This is a genomic window from Peribacillus butanolivorans, assembly GCF_001273755.1.
GTDB lineage: Bacteria > Bacillota > Bacilli > Bacillales > DSM-1321 > Peribacillus > Peribacillus butanolivorans.
Map to the genome: position 1 here is coordinate 1,151,885 of NZ_LGYA01000001.1, position 20,074 is coordinate 1,171,958.

Sequence of the window (20,074 nt, forward strand, 5' to 3'; positions counted from 1 at the left end):
CATTTCATATTATACCACTTCAAAATATATAAGGAAGTAAAATTCTATTTCACACCAATCATTCATTAAGAATGGGGACTAGAGAAACAGGTTGTACCAACCATATGGAAAAGAAAAAAGAAGGCGTTTCATGACGCCTTCTGTGCAATCGTTAATGTGTGTATATATTAATATTTTCAGACACTCCAGCCTGTGCTCCAAATTGTTGCGGATATCCAGCCTGTGCTCCAAATTGTTGCGGATAGCCCTGAAAACCTTGATAAGCAGGATAAGGAGGATAAGCGGGCGGATAGGGAGGAGGATATGGCGGGTAGTACGGACGGTTGTTGAATAGTAAGGGGCCTATTGCTAATCCTGCAACAAAAGCAACAGGCGCTAATAAAGGAAAGAAAGGAAAGAATCGTTCGTCATTCCAATGTTTAGGTCCATATTCATTTCCGTATTCATTCGTGTATGCATTTCGGTATTCATTCTGTAGCATTATAGTTTGTGGATAGGGGTAGTAAGGAAAATACTGTGTTTGCATAAATAGCCTCCTTTTCTCAAATTCTTTACATAGTATGGTTTTTTTTCAGAAAAGAGCCTGTATCATCTTAATCTGTTATAATGAATCTACTTGTGAGAAAAAATTTGAGGTGATTACAATGTTACGGTTTAAAAGTGTTTTGGCCGTAGGTTTTGGAGGAGCAGTCGGAGCGTTGCTGCGTTATTTAGTTATCTTGACAACTGCCCATTCCTTCTTCCCATTTGGAACCCTCTTAATTAATATAGTAGGAAGCTTTATACTTGGATTGTTAAACGGCTATTTTGCCACAAAGAAAAATTCGCTTGTTTTTTTAGCCTTGGGCAGTGGGCTATGTGGGGGATTCACCACGATGTCTACATTTTCACAGGAAATAGTGAATCTTTTGCAGATATCCTTGATTTCTACAGGAATGTATCTGGGAGCCACGGTTTTATTTGGTTTAATTGCAGGTTTTCTGGGACTGAGCTTTTTTGATAGACGAAGAGGTGAGACCGTTTGATTCAGGTTCTTTCAGTTTTTATTGGAGGTTTTTTGGGTGCTGCCTCGAGGTATGTATTACAAATTATTTTTAATAAGCTGTTGCCAATAGGCTCCATCCCTATTAGTATTTTACTGATTAATCTTATAGGCTCTTTTGGTTTAGGAATCATCTTTCCTAATAAAGAAGTTTGGGCTTTATCGTTGCAATCTTTTCTTACAATTGGTTTTTTAGGAGCATTTACGACATTTTCCACATTCAGTATGGAAACGCTCGAACTTATAAGAAAACACCGTTACATAGAAAGTCTTATCTATGTAACAGTGTCGGTTTTAGGTTGTATTGGTACTTTCCTATGTGGGTATTTAAGTATGATATAACTTTTTATTTTATTTACTCCATGTCTTTCTGGTAAAAAAATCCTGGTTTTTCAATTATTCTTCTAATGCTATAATTCAAAAGGATACATTAGGAATAATTAAGAGTAACCAGTTGTTTTCTTCGCACAGGTTTTGTTAATAAGTCTGGCGACTTTCCTCTGTGAACTTTTCATCTCACTATTCTGACTGAAATTCATAAATTGTTAACTCAGGACGTGAAAGAAAACGATACGGAAGCCGAGTTGTGCCAAGCCCTCTATTAACATGTAACGTTAACGAATCAATTTCATACGTGCCTTCACGATACTTTTCTGCATATGGAGGAGTGACAAGGGCTCCTGCAAAAGGAATTTGTACTTGGCCTCCATGACTGTGACCGCTTATTTGATATTTGATGTTGAACTTACTTGATATGTCAGCAAGGTCAGGAGCATGCGAAAGCATAATGACGTACACTTCTTCTGGAATTCCTGAAAGGGCTTTTTCAAAATCTGGTTGTCCAAGCATCGCATCATCTACCCCGGCTATGTAAATTTCTTCAGCCGTTAGTAATGAAATCTTAGTAGAGGTATTTTGCAACATGGTAAAATGGGATTTCTTCATGATATCGCTGTATATCTCAGAGCCATATCCCCCATGATCATGGTTACCGTAGATGCAGAACTTTCCAAGAGGCGCTTTGAGCTGATTTAAAACAGGCGGGATTTTCTGTTGAGCATTGTATTTATTAGGCTCGTCCATTAAATCTCCGGTAAATAAAATAACATCCGGATCTAATTGGTTTATCTTATTGACAATTGCTTGTAAATCATTAAGCTGAAATTGAAAGCCTAAATGAGTGTCACTGAATTGAATCATTTTCATACCATGAAAACCTTTTGGGATAAGAGGGTGGCTGATAATGTTATGCTTGATTTCTAACCATTTTGGTTCCACATTGTGGGCATAATACCCTCCGCCAATACTTAATCCGGTTACGGTAGCCAAAGTGCGAAGGCCTTTTTTTAAGAATGTTCTTCGGGAAATGGATTCACTCAAATTAATCAACCTATCTAATTTTAAAATGTTACTTCCTCATATTAACAAACAATATACATAAAATGAAGAAAATATCTTCTATACGCATATGAAAAACATGTAAACTGGAGTTTAAGAATATCCGGTTTTAAATTGAACATCTATACGGAGGTAACATGATGATCGAACCAATGTTTATTACACTGATTATACTTCTATGCGCAATTGCGCTTTTTATACAAGGAAAATTTCGCGCGGATTTAATTGCACTTGGTGCACTAGCAATATTGGGATTACTGGGAATACTTACATTGGATGAACTTATAGCTGGGTTTGCGAATCAAGTCGTAATAATGCTTGCGGGATTATTTATCGTAGGGGCTGGTCTGTTAAATACAGGAATTGTAGAGAAAGCGGGAAATAAGCTGTTAGGCTTTTGTGGTGGAAGTGAATGGAAATCGCTGTTAATTGTCATGGTGACGGCAGGAATTTTAAGTGCGTTTTTAAGTGGCGCAGGTATTGTTTCCATTTTGCTCCCGCTCGTAATGAGTATGGCTTTACAACAAAAAACTAGCCCGACAAGGTATTTATTGCCACTTGCCTATGCATGCAGTATTGGTGGGCTGCTAACACTGACTGGAACACCCTCCAATATGATTGTAGCTGATGTATTAAAGCAAAACGGTATAGAAACTTTATCTTTCTTTGATTTTACACCAATAGGCTTAATCGCTTTTGCATCGGGTCTATTCTTTATGTTAACGCTTGGCCGTCTGTTACTTCCGGAAAAAACAATTGCAGCCAACAATAGTGTAAAAGGGTTGTCTGCAGGGGAACTTGCTGGTATGTACAAAGTGTATGACCGTTTGCACTATCTGCACATACCTGCTACTTCCGATATTGTTGGAGAAAGGTTGTCCGACCTACAGCTTCCTATTCAGTATGAATTAACTTTGATAGAAATTCAGCGGAAACCAAAAGATAAACAATTGCCGCTGCTGCAAAAACAACTAACGATATCGGCAAGAGCGGATGAAGTACTTCATCCTGATGATATTATTCTGGTGTTTGGAGAAGAAGAATCTGTTGAGAGATTGGCGCTTAACTATGAACTAGAGTTTAAACACTTTAATACTGAACAAATAAAAAAACATTTTCTAAGCAGTAGATTTGGATTGACTGAAATTTTGATTGTTCCGAATTCAGATTATGAGAATCAGACACTAATTGACGTTCATTTTCGTGAAAAATATCAATGTAATGTATTGGCAATTAATCGGAATGGTGAATATATTCAAGCGGATGTTGGTACTGAACGGCTAAAACCTGGCGATGCAATTCTGATACATGGAGAATGGGAAAACATCGAGAGGATCTCCTCGGATTTACAGGATGTTATTGTTATAGGCAGCACCTCAGAAGATGGATTAACAGTCGAATCTAAGGCTAAAGCATGGATTGCTTTATGCATTACTGCACTAATGGTCATTCTTTTGTCGATAGAGTCTATTCCTGCTGTTCTATCGATATTGACGGCTGCTTTGTTGATGGTAGTCACCGGCTGTGTCCGTTCTATGGAAGATGCCTATCAAAAGATAAATTGGGAGCCTGTTCTATTAATTGCAGCTATGTTTGGAATAACAGCTGCATTGGACAATACTGGTGGCGTGAGAATGATAAGTGATTGGCTGGCAGTGCTATTCAGTAATATCGGTGCACATGGTGTATTAGCTGTTTTTTATCTCCTGACTTTAATTTTAAGCCAGTTTATCCCGTATGGAGCAGCGACAGTGATCATGGCACCTATTGCTTTAACGTCCGCCGTGAATCAAGGAATTGATCCTGTTCCTGTGTTTCTATGTCTTGCTGTTGCAGGCAGTCTGTCGTTATCCACTCCAAGGGTTGCTACGACAAATGCCCTTGTCATGACAGCAGGCGATTATAAGTATAAGGACTTTATCCTGATTGGGATTTCCATACAAGTCTTTATCGGTGTTATTATGGTCATCACGATTCCATGGTTTTTTCCGTTTTAATGCATAAGGCATTGTTCTGTAAATGGACAATGCCTTTTTTCATTGGAAATCTTTTTTTTATTTGAAAACAACTAGGAGGCTGAAAATATTACTAAAATAAAAAGGAGTTATTGGGTAGGAATAAAAATTATTTATTATCAACAATAGAAACTAATGGTATAATTTTTGCATATTGGTGTTTCGTAATTAGGAGGAATACATCATGGATGCAGAAAAAATATTAAAGAATTTAGATAGGGTGACACCATTCTTTCAACCGATTTTCAGCGCAGATCAGCATCAAGTTATCGGGTATGAAATTTTAGGACGCTATGAGGAACAGTCAGAATATAAAAGTCTTGGCACGTTTTTTCACGATTCTTCTGTGCCGGAAGAGTATAGAGTAGAAGTGGATAATTACGTTCTAGAAATAGCCCTTGAAAGAATAAAAGACTATGGGGAAGACTTTCTTATCTTTATTAACAGAGATCCAAATATGCTTATGCTAGATCATGGAGAAGAGTTCATGGAGATTTTGCATCGTCATTTTCAACCTGAAGAAATGCATCGGATTGTTCTGGAATTATCAGACACTATCAGTGCGGAAAACTTTGATCCTTTACAACATGTTCTCGCTTACTTTAAAACATATGGCATCAAAATAGCTTTCGATCATTTAGGGAAAGATACCCAGCTTGATCAAATTGCACAGATTTCTCCGAATATTTTAAAAGTTAACTTAAACCAACTCCGTATTTCAGGTGGAGATGCGTATCAGGTCATCCTTTTTTCTCTAAGCATGCTTGCTCGTAAAATCGGCGCCAATTTATTGTTTGAGAACATTGAGTCTGAGTACCAGCTCCGCTTTGCTTGGAAGAACGGAGGCCGTTATTATCAAGGTTATTTTTTGGCTAAACCGGACGGCGAGTTCATTAATAAAGATTTACTTCGTGAAAAATTCCATCAAGAATGCCAGTCCTTTATTTCATTGGAAACAAAAAAGCTGGAAGCTGTTTATCAAAAGACTTTGCAATTCAACGAAAATATGCAAAACTTTTTAAAACAGCAAAAGCGGGTTGGCTCACATGAAGAATTTCTCGGGATTTTGGCAAGAAAATTAGATTCAATAGGATTCCGTCTTTATATTTGTGATGAAGAGGGATATCAAAAATCCCCTAATATTCTTAATAAGGATGGGCAATGGATAGTCCAGCCTAATTATATGAATAAAAATTGGAGCTGGCGACCTTATTTTCTAGAAAATATTGTCAAGATGCGCAATGAAAAAATAGGAATTCTATCTGATTTATACAGTGATATTGAAACAGGAGAAACCATTCGAACCTTTTCTTATCCCTTGAACAATAAGGAATACATATTTTTTGATCTATCATATAGCTATCTTTACGAAAATGAAGCCTTGTTATAAAAACAACTAGTGTATATAATTGCTCAAAATGTGTAACGATAAGCAAAAATAATGCGCTTGGAGGAGACATGTTTTGAGCACGTATATCTGGATTCTACTTATAGTCGTAATAATCATGGCGTTATATCTGCTCTTTTATACATATTCTGTAGCAAAGACACAGAAAGTAAAAGGGAGATATGATTCAAGTATCGATGAATCTGTTAAAGAACATCCTTATTTAAGGAACCCGGTTTTTGTTTCTCTCTTCATTGGAACAATTTTAATTGCCGGTTTTATTTTTTACTATGCATTTCAATAAAAGAGTGAGAAGGGGATTTCAGTACAATGAAATCTTCTTTTTTTAATACAAAAAAGTAAGACACGTTTAATTAGGTTTCAGAATGCTCTTTGATCTAGAATTTTTTGTAGTTTGGCTTTGTTCTGTTTGGGTATTGAAAAGCATAGACAATAAACATATCCATTCGAAGACAATCTATAACTAGGAGATGATAGTATGAGGAAATATTTAATTGCGTGCATGGCGGGTGCTTTTCTTTTTTTAGGGGGTGGGTTCACAGTTTCTGCGGAGGGCTTACATAGAGAGGAAGTGCTCTCTTTTGTACAGGAGGCACTGGTAAATCAAGGATCAATCAGTGAGGAAGTACGCACGAAAAAAGCAATTAAAGAGAAATTGGATACCCATTTCTCCGAGGATTTCATCGAGAAGTTTGTAGAAGCGAATGTGGTGAAAGTTAATGGAGGGTTTACTGCATATGGATCTGATTTTGCTCCCTATTATATCCCGTTTTTTAGTTACGATGAGAATACAAAAGTCGTATATGGTAAGAGCGGTGAATTCATTTATGTTCAGGAAGAATTCCCAGTATCAGAGGATGGACCTGTTTCAACGGGTAAACATGTTGAATCTGTTACTTTGAAAAAAGTGAATAATGAATGGAAGGTAGCGGACGTGAGGTATGAAAGTGAAAATCTAAAATAAAGTGCACACCAAACAAAAGCTTCTTTTGTAGTCGCCTAAACTATTTGAAGAAGATGGGGGAATATAAAGTAGGAAAAAGTCTAAAGGAGGTTCAGGCCTTCTTTAGACTTTTTGTTGTTAAATATTCAGTTCATTTTTGATTTCGTCAAGTTCAAAGCCGATAATAGCTTTTCCATCAATTACGACAGTTGGCGTGGAATAAGCGCCATATTTATTTGTTAGTTCCTTACGTGCATTCCCATCTGCTTTAATATCTTTTTCTTTATATTCGATATTGTTATCATCAAAGAACATTTTCATGATCTTGCAGGGAGGGCAATCCGGTTGGGTATAAAGGGTAACGTCTTTCATTTCATTCCTCCAGGTATGCTTAAAGTGAGTACTTTCTCATTATAGAGAATACCCTTCCATTTGAATAGAGATATACATTAAATGTCTACCTATTTATTCTTTTCGCGTTTTTCCAAGTAGTCAATCAAACCCATAGAACAGACCTTAAGGTCCAGGCGAATTATTTCAAAAACGGAATGATCCTTTGTGATGCCCTTTTCTCCTAAATGAGTAGCGACTATATTGAAAATATTTTTGCTAGTTGCGGCGACCTGCTCCTTAAAGCTTGTGTATTCTTTGAAGGCTGTTTCTGCTGTCTCAACAAAAATAGGCAACCAGTAATGAAGTTGCTTATAAACTTCGTTTGGATTTTCCGATACGCCGTAATGGCCAAAATATATCCGTTCAACTCCAATACTCGCATACAGGTCTGCTGCAGCAAGCATCGCTTCAGGATTAAATTGATTTGGTGATGTGGAGGGTAGATAAAATTCAATGCCATCTTCATTTAGCTCACGATAGTAAATACCTACCGTGTCACCGGAAAACATACCTTTTGAAACAGAATCGAATATGCTGAAGTGGTGATTGGCATGCCCTGGCGTGTCATAAAAGGTCAATGTAGACGAGTCGCTCGTTTGAAGAGATTCCCTATCTTGTTTAATAATCATTTTATCGTGCGGTATAGGCAAAATCGGGTCAAAAAGCTTGTTGAATTCTTCACCATAGACTGCTTTAGCTCCAGCAATTAATCTTGTCGGGTCTTCTAGATGTCGTGCTCCTTTTGGATGAACAATTACTTTGGCATTCGGACAATGCTGTAAAAAAAGTCCAGCTCCCCCTGCATGGTCCAAGTGAATATGGGTAAGAATGATATATGTAATATCCTCGGGGGCGATTCCCAGGTCATCAAGTCCTTTTAATAAATGGGGGATAGATGGGCTGGCGGACGTTTCAACTAAAGTTATGTCCTTATCGGTAATTACATATGTACCTGTCCGATTCTTTCTATTCAAATCAAAACCATCGATTAAATATATCCGATAACCAAGTTCACTAAAGTTTTGCAATAGAATCTACCTCCAGGAAATTTTTTATGTACAAAATCCAATCCTTATTTTATTCTGTTAATAGTGTCATGTAAAGAATGAAGTTTTAAATTATTCTGAATTTATTTCAGCGTGGCTACTGGATAGAAAAGTATGGTATAGTGAAACCTATCGAAAAGGTTTTATTCAGAAAGGAGAGTGAGTATGTCTCAATTACAGGGCATTCTTACCAGATTAAAAAGTCTTCAAGAGCAAGCAAAGGAATCTGAATCTGCTCAGCGTTTTTTTGAAATAGATGGCGTGAAAAAATGCCAGGTTACATATTTCAGCAAAACAGAAATGTTCGAGCTTGAAGTATACAGTGATAAAGGGAAATCATCAAAATATCAGTTCGATAATATTGATATGATTACCATTGAAATCTTTGATCTTCTTCAATCTTAAAAAGATTACGAAAAAAGCCGCATTCCTTTTGGGAATACGGCTTTTTATTATTGAAAAATCAACTCACTTTTTACTTCGTGTATGAAGAAGGGATTTTTACGACACCTTAATAATTGGAGGGATGTAAATGAAAAATCCTATGGTAATATGCCCTGCTTGCGGTGAGGAAAGGGAAATGGCAGATGTATTGACGGCACAGTCCAACCAAAATGTAATATATCAATGCCCGGAATGCGGGTTTAAACAGGTTAACATTAAAACTAGTAAAGGCTAAGTATTTCTTTAGAGAATCCTCAGTTTGGGATTTTATAGGTATTGGAATGAGTCTTTTCTGCTTACATATGTTAAACTAGAAAAAGAGCTGTATATAAAAACATATGGTAAGGGGTTTTAACATGATCGGTACTCATGATGGGGATTTATTGGAATCCAGCGTGAAAGACTTAATGATTTCTTCTGAACGCGTGGCCCACGTGCAGGTAACCAATAATTTAGAACATGCACTATTAGTATTAACAAAGAGCGGTTATACGGCCATTCCTGTGTTAGATCCGATGTATAAACTGCATGGCTTAATTAGCACACCAGTCATTCTTGACTCGATTTTGGGACTGGAACGAATTGAATTTGATAATCTAGAGAATAAAAAAGTTTCCGAAATTATGAATATAGACATACCTCGCCTGCATATCGAAGATACCTTGACTAAAGGTGTAGAATTGTTAATTGACCATCCGTTTGTCTGTGTAGAGAATGATGAACACCTTTTTGAAGGAATCCTAACGAGAAGAGCTATCTTGAAAAAAGTATTTAAACAAAATACATTACCTGAATAAATATGTCAACGCTAAACAGTACAGTTTACCTAAAACTCGCCAATTGGCGAGTTTTCTTGTTTTTTACATATTCTATATAGAGGGCGGTAAACCCTAGAAAGAGCTATTACATATTTAGGAAAGGATGCGGAAATTGGTACAAGCAGTAAATACTTCAGTACAGAATAAAAAATTGAAACGTCCATTCATCCTAGCTGCCATCATGATGGCTATGTTTATGAATGCAATTGAAGGAACTATCGTTTCGACGGCAATGCCGGCTATTGTCAGTGATTTGGGTGGTTTTTCTCTATATAGCTGGGTGTTTTCTGGATATTTGCTAATGAACGCCGTGACAGTCTTAATTTATGGAAAGCTATCCGATATTCTTGGAAGAAAACCTGTTTTATTATTTGGAATTATTGTCTTCTTAATTGGTTCCATTCTCTGCGGTTTCTCCAATTCGATGACGGAGCTCATTATTTATCGCTTTGTACAGGGTTTTGGGGCAGGGGCAGTAGCACCTGTTGCTTCAACAATTGTGGGGGATATTTATAAAAATGAAGAGAGGGCCCGTGTTCAAGGGTATTTATCAAGTGTATGGGGCATTTCAGCAGTAATAGGACCGGCACTGGGGGGCTTGATCGTTGAATCACTTACATGGAAGCTTGTATTCTGGGTCAACATTCCTCTTGGCTTACTTTCTTTTGTAGGGATTTGGTTCTTCCTTCATGAAAATATCGAAAAGAAAAAACGTGATATTGATTACTTGGGTGCAACGCTATTAACGTTATCGATATCCACCCTTATGGTGGTTCTCGTACAAGGAGGCGTAAAGTGGTCTTGGGCTTCTACACCGGTCGTCTCTCTTGTAATAGTGGCTATTATAGCCTTTGTCTTGTTTATTGTACAAGAAAAAAGGGCATCCGAACCGATGATGCCATTTGAAATCTGGCAGGAGCGCTCCATCTTAATCGCAAATCTTGTTTCCTTGACAACAGGGGTGATGATGATTGGGTTATCGAGTTTTCTTCCGACATTTGTTCAGGGAGTGATGGAACGTTCTCCAACAGTAGCCGGTTTTACGCTAACCGCCATGTCAATTGGCTGGCCGATTGCATCCATGTTTTCAGGCAAACTGTTATTGAAAATAGGTTTTAAGATAACTTCGCTTCTTGGAGGATGTTCGTTAATCCTCGGAAGTTCGATTTTAGTATTGATGAAGCCCGAGGCAGGGCCGCTTATCGCTGCGATGGGATCCTTCTTTGTCGGTGTGGGGATGGGCTTGACCTCGACTTCCTTTATTGTTGTTATTCAGAAAACGGTCAGTTGGGAACGTAGAGGGATTGCGACTGCTTCGAATATGTTCATGCGTAATTTAGGAAATACGGTTGGAGCGGCCTTGCTAGGGGGAATTATGAATACAAGGCTGCAGGCATATTTAAACGAGCATGCACCAGCCAATTCGGGAGTGACAATTGACACCGCAAATAAGCTATTGAACAGTAAAGAAAGGTCTTTGCTTCCTGAAAATGTTGTGAAGGTTTTACAGGAAGGACTTACATTGTCGCTACACACGATTTATCTCATTGTCCTAGTCTTTTCTGTAATTAGCTTCATATTACTGATGGGACTACGCAAGAAACAGTAGACCTGTGGCAGTCTTACTAAAGCGGCTGCTATGTGTTAAGAAATGAAATTCATAATCAAAGCAACTGTCAAATCAAAAGAAGTGAAGGCATACCAATTAATCCGACGCTTCCGGTCAATGTGCCTATAAAGGATGCTGAAAAACTGATAATCAGCAATAATATGATCGTCATAGGTATCACTCCGTTTCTTTTCACTTGTATTATAAGCGGACTTTGTTGATAATTAAATTTAAATAAATTAAATCATTAAGATAAGAATTAATTATCAAGAGGCTGGTGTGTATGTCATTTTCAGAATTTCATTTATTATCCGTACTTGCTCAGGAAATGAATATGAGAAAAGCGGCTGAACGGTTATTTGTTTCCCAACCTGCTTTATCTCAGCGTTTACAAACAATTGAAAAGGAATGGGGCTCAAAGCTGTTTCTCCGTTCGCAAAAAGGTCTTTCGTTGACACCTGCTGGAGAAGCAGTTATTCGTTTGGCCAATGAAGTTTTAGAAAAAGAAGAAAAGGTTAGAGAAAGCATCCAGGCGATGGATCATGAAGTATATGGTACTTTGAAAATTGCCTGTGCCTCGATAGTAGGACAGAATTGGCTGCCTCAAGTTTTGAAAAAGTTTGTCCAAAAATATCCGTATGCCAAAATCTCTTTAATCACGGGCTGGAGCAGTGAGATTTTAAAGTCCTTGTATGAAGGCCAAGTACATATTGGTATCATTAGGGGAGCACCAGACTGGAAAGGGGTAAAACAGCATTTATTTACGGATATGCTTTATTTGGTCGACACTGAAATGAAGGAATTGAACCAAGTATTCGAAACAGACCGGCCATTCATTCAGTTTAAAAGCGATTCAAACTATTATCAGGAAATTCAGGACTGGTGGCACCGGCAATTTAAAACGACCCCAAAAAACACCATCGTGGTCGATCAAATCGAAACATGCAAACAAATGGTGTTTAATGGGATAGGATATGCTATTCTCCCAGCAATCACTTTACATGATAAAGATACAAATATATTCAAAATCCCCCTTTTAGATGGGCATAATCATTCAATTGAACGAGATACATGGCTTTGTGGCTATGATTCTGCTTTTCAGCTTAAGCAGGTCCAAGCATTCACAGAAGTAGTGAAAGAGCATATTAGGGACCAAGGAATGTTATAGTTCATTTACCGAAAATGTCAATGGGGTAGAATAATATATATCAATGACATTCAACTTGTCTTGCCGTCAGTTGTCTGGTAAATTAAAGACGAGTAATGATACATATTTAGGAGGTTTTTCGAGAATGAATAAAATGGATGCAAACGAAATTATTTCTTTTATCTCAAATAGTAAAAAATCAACACCTGTAAAGGTATATATCAAAGGTGAATTAGAAGGCATAGATTTTGGTCAAGCTTCTAAAACTTTCATTACAGGTAATACCGGAGTTGTATTCGGTGAGTGGTCTGAAGTTGAAGTGGCTATTGAGACAGCTGGAACAAAAATTGAGGATTATGTAGTTGAAAACGACCGTCGTAATTCTGCTATTCCTTTATTGGACTTAAAAGGCATCAAAGCTCGTATCGAGCCTGGCGCAATTATCCGTGACCAAGTGTCAATCGGAGATAACGCAGTGATCATGATGGGTGCATCGATCAATATTGGATCTGTTATTGGTGAAGGCACAATGATTGACATGAACGCAATACTTGGCGGACGTGCAACAGTGGGTAAAAACTGTCACGTAGGTGCAGGCGCTGTTTTAGCAGGTGTTATTGAGCCTCCTTCCGCGCAACCAGTTATATTAGAAGACGATGTATTAATCGGAGCTAACGCAGTTGTTCTTGAAGGTGTAAAAATCGGTCAAGGTTCAGTTGTAGCGGCAGGCGCAATTGTAACGAAAGACGTTCCTCCATACTCGGTGGCTGCTGGTATTCCAGCTAAAGTGATTAAACAAATTGACGAAAAAACTAAATCTAAAACTGAAATCATGCAAGAACTTCGTCAACTTTAATTTCTAAAGTAAATAGGTGTCAAGAGCGTGGATAACTATATCCACGCTTTCTGTATAGGGAGGGAATAAGATGGAAACAAGTCCATTTGCCGCTATCCGGCGTGATTTGCATAAAATACCAGAGATAGGTTTTCAAGAATTTAAAACGCAGCAATATCTACTGAATTACATAACGAAATTGGCGTCAGAGCGAATGGAGATAGAGACTTGGCGAACAGGGATATTTGTGAAAATAAAGGGACGGAACCCCCGAAAAATAATTGGCTATCGTGCGGATATAGACGGTCTACCGATTAAAGAGGAAACTGGATTACCTTTTACTTCTAATCATGAAGATTATATGCATGCTTGTGGCCATGATTTTCATATGAGCATAGGTCTAGGAGTTTTGACATATTTTGTAGAAAACCCGATTGATGATGACTTACTATTTATTTTTCAGCCGGCGGAAGAGGGGCCTGGTGGAGCTGAACCAATGCTGAAATCCGAAACGATGAAAAAATGGAAACCGGATATGATTCTTGCTTTGCATATAGCTCCAGAGTATCCGGTTGGAACGATTGCCGTTAAAGAAGGTCTTTTATTTGCCAACACATCTGAATTATTTATTGACCTGAAAGGGAAAGGTGGGCATGCAGCTTACCCTCATCATACAAATGACATGGTCATCGCTGCCTGCTCACTTGTCGGGCAACTGCAAACTATCGTTTCCCGCAATGTGAATCCGCTAGATTCAGCTGTCATAACTGTTGGAAAGATTACCGGAGGCACCGTCCAAAATATCATTGCTGAGACAGCGCGCTTAGAAGGGACAATACGCACGCTGAATCCTGAATCAATGGTAAAGGTTAAGTCACGGATTAAAGCACTTGTAGATGGTATTCAAGCGGGTTTTGAATGCGTGGCAGAGATTGACTATGGCGCAATGTACCATCAGGTATATAATGAGGAGCAGTTGACACAGGAATTTATGGAATATACGGAGCAGTCATCAGAGGTCGATTTATATCGCTGTACGGAAGCGATGACTGGTGAAGATTTTGGGTACATGCTTAAGGAAATTCCAGGTTTCATGTTCTGGCTAGGGGTTTCATCCGAATACGGTTTACACCACGCTAAGTTAACTCCGGATGAAAAAGCAATTGAACTTGCCATCAATCATTTAACAAATTATTTAACGTTTAAAGGGAATAAAGCTTAATTGCTTTTCCGTACTAGGATAGGAAGTATGCTTTAAGGAGCGAGCCGCTGTATATCCTAATAGAATGAAAGATGTTGGAGGGCTTACTGTGAAAAAGGAATTTGCAGTGATTGGACTTGGTCGTTTTGGCGGCAGTATAGTCAGGACGCTAGCTGAAGAAGGTTTAGGAGTTCTGGCTATCGATGCAAATGAAGATCGTGTCAATGAATTTGCTAGAATTGCTTCACATAGCGTAGTAGGGGATACGACTGATGAAAGTGTCCTCAGAAATATTGGAATTCGTAATTTTGATCACGTCATTGTAGCGATCGGTGAAAATATTCAGGCGAGCATCTTGACGACGCTTATTCTTAAAGAGTTGGGTGTCAGCAATGTTACGGTAAAGGCGCAGAATGATTATCATGAGAAGGTACTACGTAAAATCGGTGCTGACTTTGTTGTGCACCCGGAACGAGATATGGGGAGAAGGATTGCCCATAATATCGGGTCTAATAATATTCTCGACTATTTGGAGCTTTCTGATGAACACTCCATTGTTGAAATTGTAGCGAGCCAAAAGATGAATGGGAATTCAATATTTGATCTTGATATCCGCGCTCACTACGGGCTAAATATTGTCGCTATTAAAAGAGGAAATGAAATCAATGTCTCTCCACAAGCAAACGATTTAATTCATAAAGGCGATATATTGATAGTTATTGGAGCAGATTCCGACATCAATCGTTTTGAGAAAAAGATTGTAGAATAAAATTGAGACCTCTTCCATATTGAACAGGCTCACTTCTTTAGGAAGCTTTTAACCTATAGTGTATGGAGAATGGAAGGAAATAGTATTAGTATTAAACTAAAAAAAGCCCCAGCCAGGGTAATGGCTGGAGGCTTTTTTAGTTTATTGAACCTCCATGATAATCGGTAGGATCATCGGACGGCGTTTTGTTTTTTCATATAAGAATGGAGACAATGTATCTGTAATTTCATTTTTAATTTCGGACCATTGAGTAGTTTTACGATCCATTACTTTATTCAGGTGCTTAGTGATTAAGGATTGAGCATCGCTAATAAGGTCTCCAGATTCTCTCATATAGACAAATCCACGTGAGATGATGTCCGGACCGGATGCAATTTTGAATTCCTTCATATTAATGCTGACAACGACAACGACAAGACCTTCTTCAGAAAGAATCCGACGGTCGCGTAAAACGATGTTTCCGATATCGCCGATGCCGCTTCCATCAATATAAACAGAACCTGAAGGGATTTTCCCAGCGATTTGTGCTGTGTTTTCACTTAACGAAAGCACTTCACCATTATCCATGATAAAGCAATTTTCTTCAGGAACCCCGCAATCAACTGCATGGCGAGCGTGAAGTTTCTGCATCCGATATTCACCATGAATCGGCATGAAGAATTTTGGCTTAATTAAACGAAGCATAAGTTTTTGTTCTTGTTGGCCGCCATGCCCGGATGTATGAATATCATTCAATGGACCTGAAATGACGTCTGCGCCTGCACGATATAATTGATTAATTGTTCTAGAAACACTGATTGTGTTACCTGGAATAGGTGAAGAAGAAAACACAACTGTATCACCAGGTATGATTTGGATTTGACGGTGAGTACCGTTCGCAATCCGCGAAAGGGCTGCCATTGGTTCACCTTGGCTACCTGTACAAAGGATGGTTACTTTGTTAGCAGGCATCCGATTTAATTGCTGTACATCAATAAATGTATCTTTAGGAGCTACAATATAACCAAGGTCTTGCCCAATAGCAATAGCTGAATCCATGCTACGGCCGAAAACAGCAATTTTACGGCCGTTTGCTACAGCAGCTTCTACTACTTGTTGAAGACGATGGATGTTTGATGCAAATGTTGCAAATATAATCCGTCCGTCCACTTTACGGAAAATGTCTTGAATGGTATCGCCAACGCGGCTTTCAGACATCGTGAAGTTCTGTACTTCACTATTCGTACTGTCTGAAAGTAAGCACAATACTCCTTCTTTACCGATTTCCGCCATCTTAGTTAAGTTTGCAGGTTCGCCTACAGGTGTAAAGTCGAATTTAAAATCACCAGTATGAACAATTTGTCCAGGCGGTGTTTTTACAACGATTCCATAAGAATCCGGGATGCTGTGAGTTGTGCGGAAGAAAGAGACGGAAGTTTTCCGAAATTTAATCACTTCATCTTCACTGATTTCGATCATGGTTGTTTGACGTAAAAGACCGTGTTCTTCCAATTTATTACGAAGTAATCCAAGTGCTAGCTTACCGCCATATACAGGGACATTCACTTTTCTTAATAAATAAGGAATCCCGCCAATGTGGTCTTCATGGCCATGAGTGATGAAGACACCTTTAATTTTATCTACATTTTTCTCTAAATAACTGTAGTCAGGAATCACATAGTCAATTCCGAGAAGCTCGTCTTCTGGAAATTTAATTCCAGCATCAATAACGATGATTTCGTCTTGAAATTGAACAGCATATGTGTTCTTACCGATTTCGCCTAAACCGCCCAAGGCGAATACAGCTGTTTGATCATTTTTTACAAATTTCATAAATTATAGCTCCAATACTTTATAATCTTCATTTTGTTTTTCATATTCTAAATATGCTCCAGTTACTGCTGTTACGAATTCTACGTTATAAGGTTCTTTTTTTAATTTTAAACGAACGTCACGAACGGATTCACCTTCGACAAACATTGTTTTAGTATTCTCCCTGATGGGAACCTCTGCTATGGTTACTTGATAGTATACCTTAAATACCATTTTAATCTCTCCTCACTTGTTTGCATTGCTTTTTTCATTATATATAAAAACAACAATTTTTTCATGTTTTTCAACATCATGTAAAAATAAACCCAGCTCCGCCATAAAAACGGAAGGGGTTTTAGTTAACTGATTATACCAATGTCTTAAAAGTATATAAAAAATAGTCAGCCGAATCAGGTATTCAATTCATTGCGGCCTTCTCTATTCTTTTATCCTATCCGTTTTTACTATGTGTAAAACTTAAATCGATAAAGAAAAGTTTTTGGTCAACTTTTTTAGGGTGGAAATCAGTTTGACTGCGCTTATTCTATTGTGTTACGAAGTCTTTTTTCGCAACCGATTTCTTGCTTAAAGTGTCTAACCCTTAGTACAGCGTTCCATTAAGAGACAACGCTTCATATTCCGAATGCAATATGTACTTGCTTGAAATTTTCAAAGCCAAGATAGAAGAAGGCTTAACAAGAACTTTACAACAAGGAAGAAGCCCTCCGCAAGTTTTTGAAGGGCTGTACGAAAAAAACTCGCATTTGGATGACGGCCAAGGCACAATAGGTACGGCAGTTCATGCGATTGATTTTTTTCTTAAAAGATCATTCCACTGTTTTACAAGCTTTTTACGAAGCTTTTTTAACATGGCGATCACACTCCCTTAATTATTATTGTATAGGATTATTCAATAAAGTAAATATGTCTTTACAAGTACTTGGCCCATTTTTGTAAAAAAGGCGCAATACCCAGTAGATAACTAGGTTTTTAGAGGTAATATAGTAAAGGCGCAGATTTGGGAGGAGAGAGTAGGGAGAATAAGTTGAGCTTTAATGAATTTTATTTACAGTAGTATATGCTCATTTGTAAATAAAAAACGTAGCAATAAATGTTAATTGACAGGTGAGTTACTTGACTTATCTTTATGACAATTATTAAATGGGTACATATTAAAAAAAGGAAAACTGAATGAATTGGAAGTGAAGAGTTAGTGAAAATCGTATTCTTTGATATTGATGGAACATTACTAGATCATGAAAAAAAGCTACCTGCCTCAACGAAGAAAGCTATTAAGCAATTACAGGACAATGGGGTTTTTGTTGCGATTGCTACAGGTAGGGCTCCGTTCATGTTTGAATCTTTAAGGGAAGAGCTTGGCATCGATACATTCGTAAGTTTTAATGGACAATATGTTGTTTTTGAAGGTGAAGTCATTTACAAAAATCCTTTAAGTTTGTCTGAAATAAAAAGGCTTCACGAACATTCTGAAAAAAATAATATACCAATTGTATTTATGAATGAAGAGACAATGAAATCTAGTGTACCGCATCATAGCAGAATTGAAGAGGCATTAAGCAGTCTGAAGTTTCCACATCCAGAACTTCATGCCGATTTTTACGAAGATCATGACATATACCAGGCCTTATTATTTTGCTCTGAGGATGAAGAAGGGAAATTCGTTGGTCAGTATGATAAATTTCATTTTATTAGATGGCATACATATTCGACGGATGTACTTCCATTCGGTGGTTCAAAGGCAGAAGGTATAAAGATATTAATGGAAAAAGTCGGATTTGGCCTTGAGGACGTTTATGCATTCGGGGATGGGTTAAATGATATAGAGATGTTAAAAGTAGCGGGATATGGCGTGGCAATGGGGAATGCCAGTCAGCTTTTGAAGCAGGAGGCCGACTTTGTAACGAAGGATGTCGATAATGATGGTATACTTTACGGATTAAAAGAACTTGATCTGATCTAGAACTTAAAAACTCCCGTCAACTGATGGGAGTTTTTTATCACTTAGTTAGCTCATCTTTCTACCGAAAAGGAATTTTCTGGAATGGTAAAGGGTTCTATTGGATTAATATGATCATAAAACAAGATTCCGTTCAGATGGTCGATTTCATGTTGAAAGCAAATGGCTGCGGTCCCTTTTAAGCGGAGCTGAACCAGTGTTCCATCCAGAGTCGTACCTGATACCATTATTCGAGCATAACGTGGTACATAACCAGAGATTGGACGATTAACGGAAAGACAACCTTCACCTGTCGTTAAGTAGGCTTTCTCCACTGAATGGCTAATGAGTTTAGGATTGAAAAGAGCGTAGCTATACAGTTCACCATTTTTATCTTTTAAATGAACGGCAATCATCCGTTTTGAAACATTTACCTGTGGTGCGGCCAAGCCTATCCCGGCTCTTAAACCATATTGAGCTGAAATTTCAGGATTCTGGCTATTTTGGACATATTCCATCAAGCTGGCTAAAAGTTGCTTATCTTCATCAGAAGCCGGCAGTGGTACTTCCAACGCGACTTTCCTTAATATTGGATCGTCTTCGTTAACAAAATCATCCATAGTAAGCATAATCTTTCACCCCATTAAAAATTTATAATATATGTATAGGGTTATTTTAACAAAAAAAATGCGAAAAGTTAATGGACTGTATACATAGGCTTTTGGATTGATAAAAGAGTACATGATAGAGATAGGATCAATACTCAAATCCCTTTCCCTATCATGATTGTATAAACCGATTGTGATCTTTTTTTTTAAAATCATTCATTTTTTTGTGAAATCAGGGTAAATAGATAACATATTCGGGTAAAGGTAGTAGTAATAATCTGTTTAGCAGAAGCAGGCGCCGACAATGATAAGCAGGATGAAAAGTACGATGATTAGAGCAAAGCCGCCTCCAAAGCAGCCCCCGCCTCCACAATGTCCACCATAACCGTAGCTGGGTGCAGCGGAAACCGGATAACAACAATCCTGGGTGTAACCTCCATACATAATTTTATACCTCCGTTTTTATATTGTTAAAGTATTGACCACTCTTAGTTGAAACGGTCTCTACAGCCTATGCAGTACGGTTTAAAGGGTGTAGGCTAAAGCCCAGTAATGGAAAATTCCTGCTTAGAATATGATTAGTACGAGAGTCTGCAATCTTCTAAAACAGATGAGTAGAAAAATATCCTACTTCAAAGAACTATCAGGAG

The 20,074-nt window shown here is 38.0% G+C and carries 23 protein-coding genes; 15 read left to right on the forward strand and 8 right to left on the reverse strand.

Annotation, left to right across the window (positions count from 1 at the left end; translation table 11 throughout):
• Window positions 1-151: 151 nt before the first annotated feature.
• Complete coding sequence (locus tag AKG34_RS28240; protein WP_407946277.1) at window positions 152-481, reverse strand: hypothetical protein; 330 nt, start codon at window positions 479-481, stop codon at window positions 152-154.
• Between the two features lie 163 nt (window positions 482-644).
• On the opposite strand from AKG34_RS28240, the gene AKG34_RS05475 reads away from it, so the two are divergent.
• Both AKG34_RS05475 and crcB read left to right on the forward strand, forming a co-directional pair.
• Window positions 645-1,025: a fluoride efflux transporter FluC gene (locus tag AKG34_RS05475; RefSeq protein ID WP_053345144.1), complete on the forward strand. Its 381-nt coding sequence runs from the start codon at window positions 645-647 to the stop codon at window positions 1,023-1,025.
• On the forward strand, window positions 1,022-1,384 hold the full coding sequence (crcB, locus tag AKG34_RS05480) for a fluoride efflux transporter CrcB (RefSeq protein ID WP_053345145.1): 363 nt from the start codon (window positions 1,022-1,024) through the stop codon (window positions 1,382-1,384). Before AKG34_RS05475 ends, crcB begins: the two co-directional genes overlap by 4 nt.
• Before the next feature lie 177 nt (window positions 1,385-1,561).
• Here crcB and AKG34_RS05485 read toward each other — a convergent pair whose 3' ends face one another.
• The gene (locus tag AKG34_RS05485; RefSeq protein ID WP_053345146.1) at window positions 1,562-2,422 is read right to left on the reverse strand and encodes a metallophosphoesterase; all 861 of its coding nucleotides are present in this window, start codon (window positions 2,420-2,422) and stop codon (window positions 1,562-1,564) included.
• A gap of 158 nt (window positions 2,423-2,580) precedes the next feature.
• Between AKG34_RS05485 and AKG34_RS05490 the strand changes: the two genes are divergently transcribed.
• From AKG34_RS05490 to AKG34_RS05505, 4 genes are all read left to right on the forward strand, one after another.
• Window positions 2,581-4,437, forward strand: coding sequence for an SLC13 family permease (locus tag AKG34_RS05490; RefSeq protein ID WP_236694875.1), 1,857 nt, complete (start codon window positions 2,581-2,583; stop codon window positions 4,435-4,437).
• Between the two features lie 202 nt (window positions 4,438-4,639).
• Window positions 4,640-5,845, forward strand: coding sequence for an EAL domain-containing protein (locus AKG34_RS05495; protein ID WP_053345148.1), 1,206 nt, complete (start codon window positions 4,640-4,642; stop codon window positions 5,843-5,845).
• A 73-nt stretch (window positions 5,846-5,918) separates the two neighbouring features.
• Complete coding sequence (locus tag AKG34_RS05500; protein ID WP_053345149.1) at window positions 5,919-6,146, forward strand: hypothetical protein; 228 nt, start codon at window positions 5,919-5,921, stop codon at window positions 6,144-6,146.
• 195 nt (window positions 6,147-6,341) lie between these two features.
• Window positions 6,342-6,827 (forward strand): DUF3993 domain-containing protein, encoded by a 486-nt coding sequence (locus tag AKG34_RS05505; RefSeq protein WP_053345150.1) that lies wholly within the window; start codon window positions 6,342-6,344, stop codon window positions 6,825-6,827.
• Window positions 6,828-6,944: 117 nt separating this feature from the next.
• Here the strand turns inward: AKG34_RS05505 and AKG34_RS05510 are convergent, their stop codons facing one another.
• Both AKG34_RS05510 and AKG34_RS05515 read right to left on the reverse strand, forming a co-directional pair.
• The gene (locus tag AKG34_RS05510; protein WP_053345151.1) at window positions 6,945-7,178 is read right to left on the reverse strand and encodes a glutaredoxin family protein; all 234 of its coding nucleotides are present in this window, start codon (window positions 7,176-7,178) and stop codon (window positions 6,945-6,947) included.
• A gap of 89 nt (window positions 7,179-7,267) precedes the next feature.
• Window positions 7,268-8,227: an MBL fold metallo-hydrolase gene (locus AKG34_RS05515; protein WP_053345152.1), complete on the reverse strand. Its 960-nt coding sequence runs from the start codon at window positions 8,225-8,227 to the stop codon at window positions 7,268-7,270.
• A gap of 183 nt (window positions 8,228-8,410) precedes the next feature.
• Between AKG34_RS05515 and AKG34_RS05520 the strand changes: the two genes are divergently transcribed.
• The 8 genes from AKG34_RS05520 (at window position 8,411) to AKG34_RS05550 (ending at window position 15,068) form a co-directional block, all read left to right on the forward strand.
• Window positions 8,411-8,650 carry a YkuJ family protein gene (locus AKG34_RS05520; protein ID WP_034314086.1) on the forward strand — a complete coding sequence of 80 codons (240 nt, stop codon included), beginning with the start codon at window positions 8,411-8,413 and terminating at the stop codon, window positions 8,648-8,650.
• A gap of 127 nt (window positions 8,651-8,777) precedes the next feature.
• Window positions 8,778-8,924 carry a hypothetical protein gene (locus AKG34_RS28245; RefSeq protein ID WP_169787513.1) on the forward strand — a complete coding sequence of 49 codons (147 nt, stop codon included), beginning with the start codon at window positions 8,778-8,780 and terminating at the stop codon, window positions 8,922-8,924.
• A 121-nt stretch (window positions 8,925-9,045) separates the two neighbouring features.
• The gene (gene cbpB / locus AKG34_RS05525) at window positions 9,046-9,486 is read left to right on the forward strand and encodes a cyclic-di-AMP-binding protein CbpB (RefSeq protein WP_053345153.1); all 441 of its coding nucleotides are present in this window, start codon (window positions 9,046-9,048) and stop codon (window positions 9,484-9,486) included.
• A gap of 133 nt (window positions 9,487-9,619) precedes the next feature.
• A complete protein-coding gene (locus tag AKG34_RS05530) occupies window positions 9,620-11,116 on the forward strand; it encodes an MDR family MFS transporter (RefSeq protein ID WP_407946248.1) in 1,497 nt (498 codons plus the stop codon).
• Window positions 11,117-11,399: 283 nt separating this feature from the next.
• Window positions 11,400-12,284, forward strand: a complete 885-nt coding sequence (locus tag AKG34_RS05535; RefSeq protein WP_053345155.1) for a transcriptional regulator CcpC — start codon at window positions 11,400-11,402, stop codon at window positions 12,282-12,284.
• Window positions 12,285-12,408: 124 nt separating this feature from the next.
• Window positions 12,409-13,119, forward strand: a complete 711-nt coding sequence (gene dapD, locus AKG34_RS05540; RefSeq protein ID WP_053345156.1) for a 2,3,4,5-tetrahydropyridine-2,6-dicarboxylate N-acetyltransferase — start codon at window positions 12,409-12,411, stop codon at window positions 13,117-13,119.
• 70 nt (window positions 13,120-13,189) lie between these two features.
• Window positions 13,190-14,320, forward strand: a complete 1,131-nt coding sequence (locus AKG34_RS05545; protein ID WP_053345157.1) for an N-acetyldiaminopimelate deacetylase — start codon at window positions 13,190-13,192, stop codon at window positions 14,318-14,320.
• Between the two features lie 88 nt (window positions 14,321-14,408).
• Window positions 14,409-15,068 carry a potassium channel family protein gene (locus AKG34_RS05550; RefSeq protein ID WP_083450891.1) on the forward strand — a complete coding sequence of 220 codons (660 nt, stop codon included), beginning with the start codon at window positions 14,409-14,411 and terminating at the stop codon, window positions 15,066-15,068.
• 141 nt (window positions 15,069-15,209) lie between these two features.
• Here the strand turns inward: AKG34_RS05550 and rnjA are convergent, their stop codons facing one another.
• Window positions 15,210-16,880: a ribonuclease J1 gene (rnjA, locus tag AKG34_RS05555; protein WP_053345159.1), complete on the reverse strand. Its 1,671-nt coding sequence runs from the start codon at window positions 16,878-16,880 to the stop codon at window positions 15,210-15,212.
• A gap of 3 nt (window positions 16,881-16,883) precedes the next feature.
• Window positions 16,884-17,093, reverse strand: a complete 210-nt coding sequence (locus AKG34_RS05560; protein WP_053345160.1) for a DNA-dependent RNA polymerase subunit epsilon — start codon at window positions 17,091-17,093, stop codon at window positions 16,884-16,886.
• A 979-nt stretch (window positions 17,094-18,072) separates the two neighbouring features.
• Here AKG34_RS05560 and AKG34_RS05570 point away from each other — a divergent pair.
• Entirely contained in the window at window positions 18,073-18,840 is a 768-nt protein-coding gene (locus tag AKG34_RS05570) for a Cof-type HAD-IIB family hydrolase (RefSeq protein WP_236694876.1), read from the forward strand.
• A gap of 50 nt (window positions 18,841-18,890) precedes the next feature.
• On the opposite strand, the gene def is transcribed toward AKG34_RS05570, so the two are convergent.
• A complete protein-coding gene (gene def, locus AKG34_RS05575; protein WP_053345163.1) occupies window positions 18,891-19,445 on the reverse strand; it encodes a peptide deformylase in 555 nt (184 codons plus the stop codon).
• Window positions 19,446-19,706: 261 nt separating this feature from the next.
• On the reverse strand, window positions 19,707-19,868 hold the full coding sequence (locus AKG34_RS26570) for a YjcZ family sporulation protein (protein WP_083450682.1): 162 nt from the start codon (window positions 19,866-19,868) through the stop codon (window positions 19,707-19,709).
• Between the last annotated feature and the right edge of the window lie 206 nt (window positions 19,869-20,074).

Excerpts from the sequence above, each read along its gene's own strand:
- def (WP_053345163.1), bottom strand. The coding sequence starts at position 19,445 with ATGCTTACTATGGATGATTTTGTTAACGAAGACGATCCAATATTAAGG.
- AKG34_RS05490 (WP_236694875.1), top strand. The coding sequence starts at position 2,581 with ATGATCGAACCAATGTTTATTACACTGATTATACTTCTATGCGCAATT.
- AKG34_RS05520 (WP_034314086.1), top strand. The coding sequence starts at position 8,411 with ATGTCTCAATTACAGGGCATTCTTACCAGATTAAAAAGTCTTCAAGAG.
- AKG34_RS05560 (WP_053345160.1), bottom strand. The coding sequence starts at position 17,093 with ATGGTATTTAAGGTATACTATCAAGTAACCATAGCAGAGGTTCCCATC.
- AKG34_RS05495 (WP_053345148.1), top strand. The coding sequence starts at position 4,640 with ATGGATGCAGAAAAAATATTAAAGAATTTAGATAGGGTGACACCATTC.
- AKG34_RS28245 (WP_169787513.1), top strand. The coding sequence starts at position 8,778 with ATGAAAAATCCTATGGTAATATGCCCTGCTTGCGGTGAGGAAAGGGAA.
- AKG34_RS05475 (WP_053345144.1), top strand. The coding sequence starts at position 645 with ATGTTACGGTTTAAAAGTGTTTTGGCCGTAGGTTTTGGAGGAGCAGTC.
- AKG34_RS28240 (WP_407946277.1), bottom strand. The coding sequence starts at position 481 with ATGCTACAGAATGAATACCGAAATGCATACACGAATGAATACGGAAAT.
- AKG34_RS26570 (WP_083450682.1), bottom strand. The coding sequence starts at position 19,868 with ATGTATGGAGGTTACACCCAGGATTGTTGTTATCCGGTTTCCGCTGCA.
- AKG34_RS05510 (WP_053345151.1), bottom strand. The coding sequence starts at position 7,178 with ATGAAAGACGTTACCCTTTATACCCAACCGGATTGCCCTCCCTGCAAG.
- AKG34_RS05545 (WP_053345157.1), top strand. The coding sequence starts at position 13,190 with ATGGAAACAAGTCCATTTGCCGCTATCCGGCGTGATTTGCATAAAATA.
- AKG34_RS05505 (WP_053345150.1), top strand. The coding sequence starts at position 6,342 with ATGAGGAAATATTTAATTGCGTGCATGGCGGGTGCTTTTCTTTTTTTA.
- AKG34_RS05535 (WP_053345155.1), top strand. The coding sequence starts at position 11,400 with ATGTCATTTTCAGAATTTCATTTATTATCCGTACTTGCTCAGGAAATG.
- rnjA (WP_053345159.1), bottom strand. The coding sequence starts at position 16,880 with ATGAAATTTGTAAAAAATGATCAAACAGCTGTATTCGCCTTGGGCGGT.
- cbpB (WP_053345153.1), top strand. The coding sequence starts at position 9,046 with ATGATCGGTACTCATGATGGGGATTTATTGGAATCCAGCGTGAAAGAC.
- dapD (WP_053345156.1), top strand. The coding sequence starts at position 12,409 with ATGAATAAAATGGATGCAAACGAAATTATTTCTTTTATCTCAAATAGT.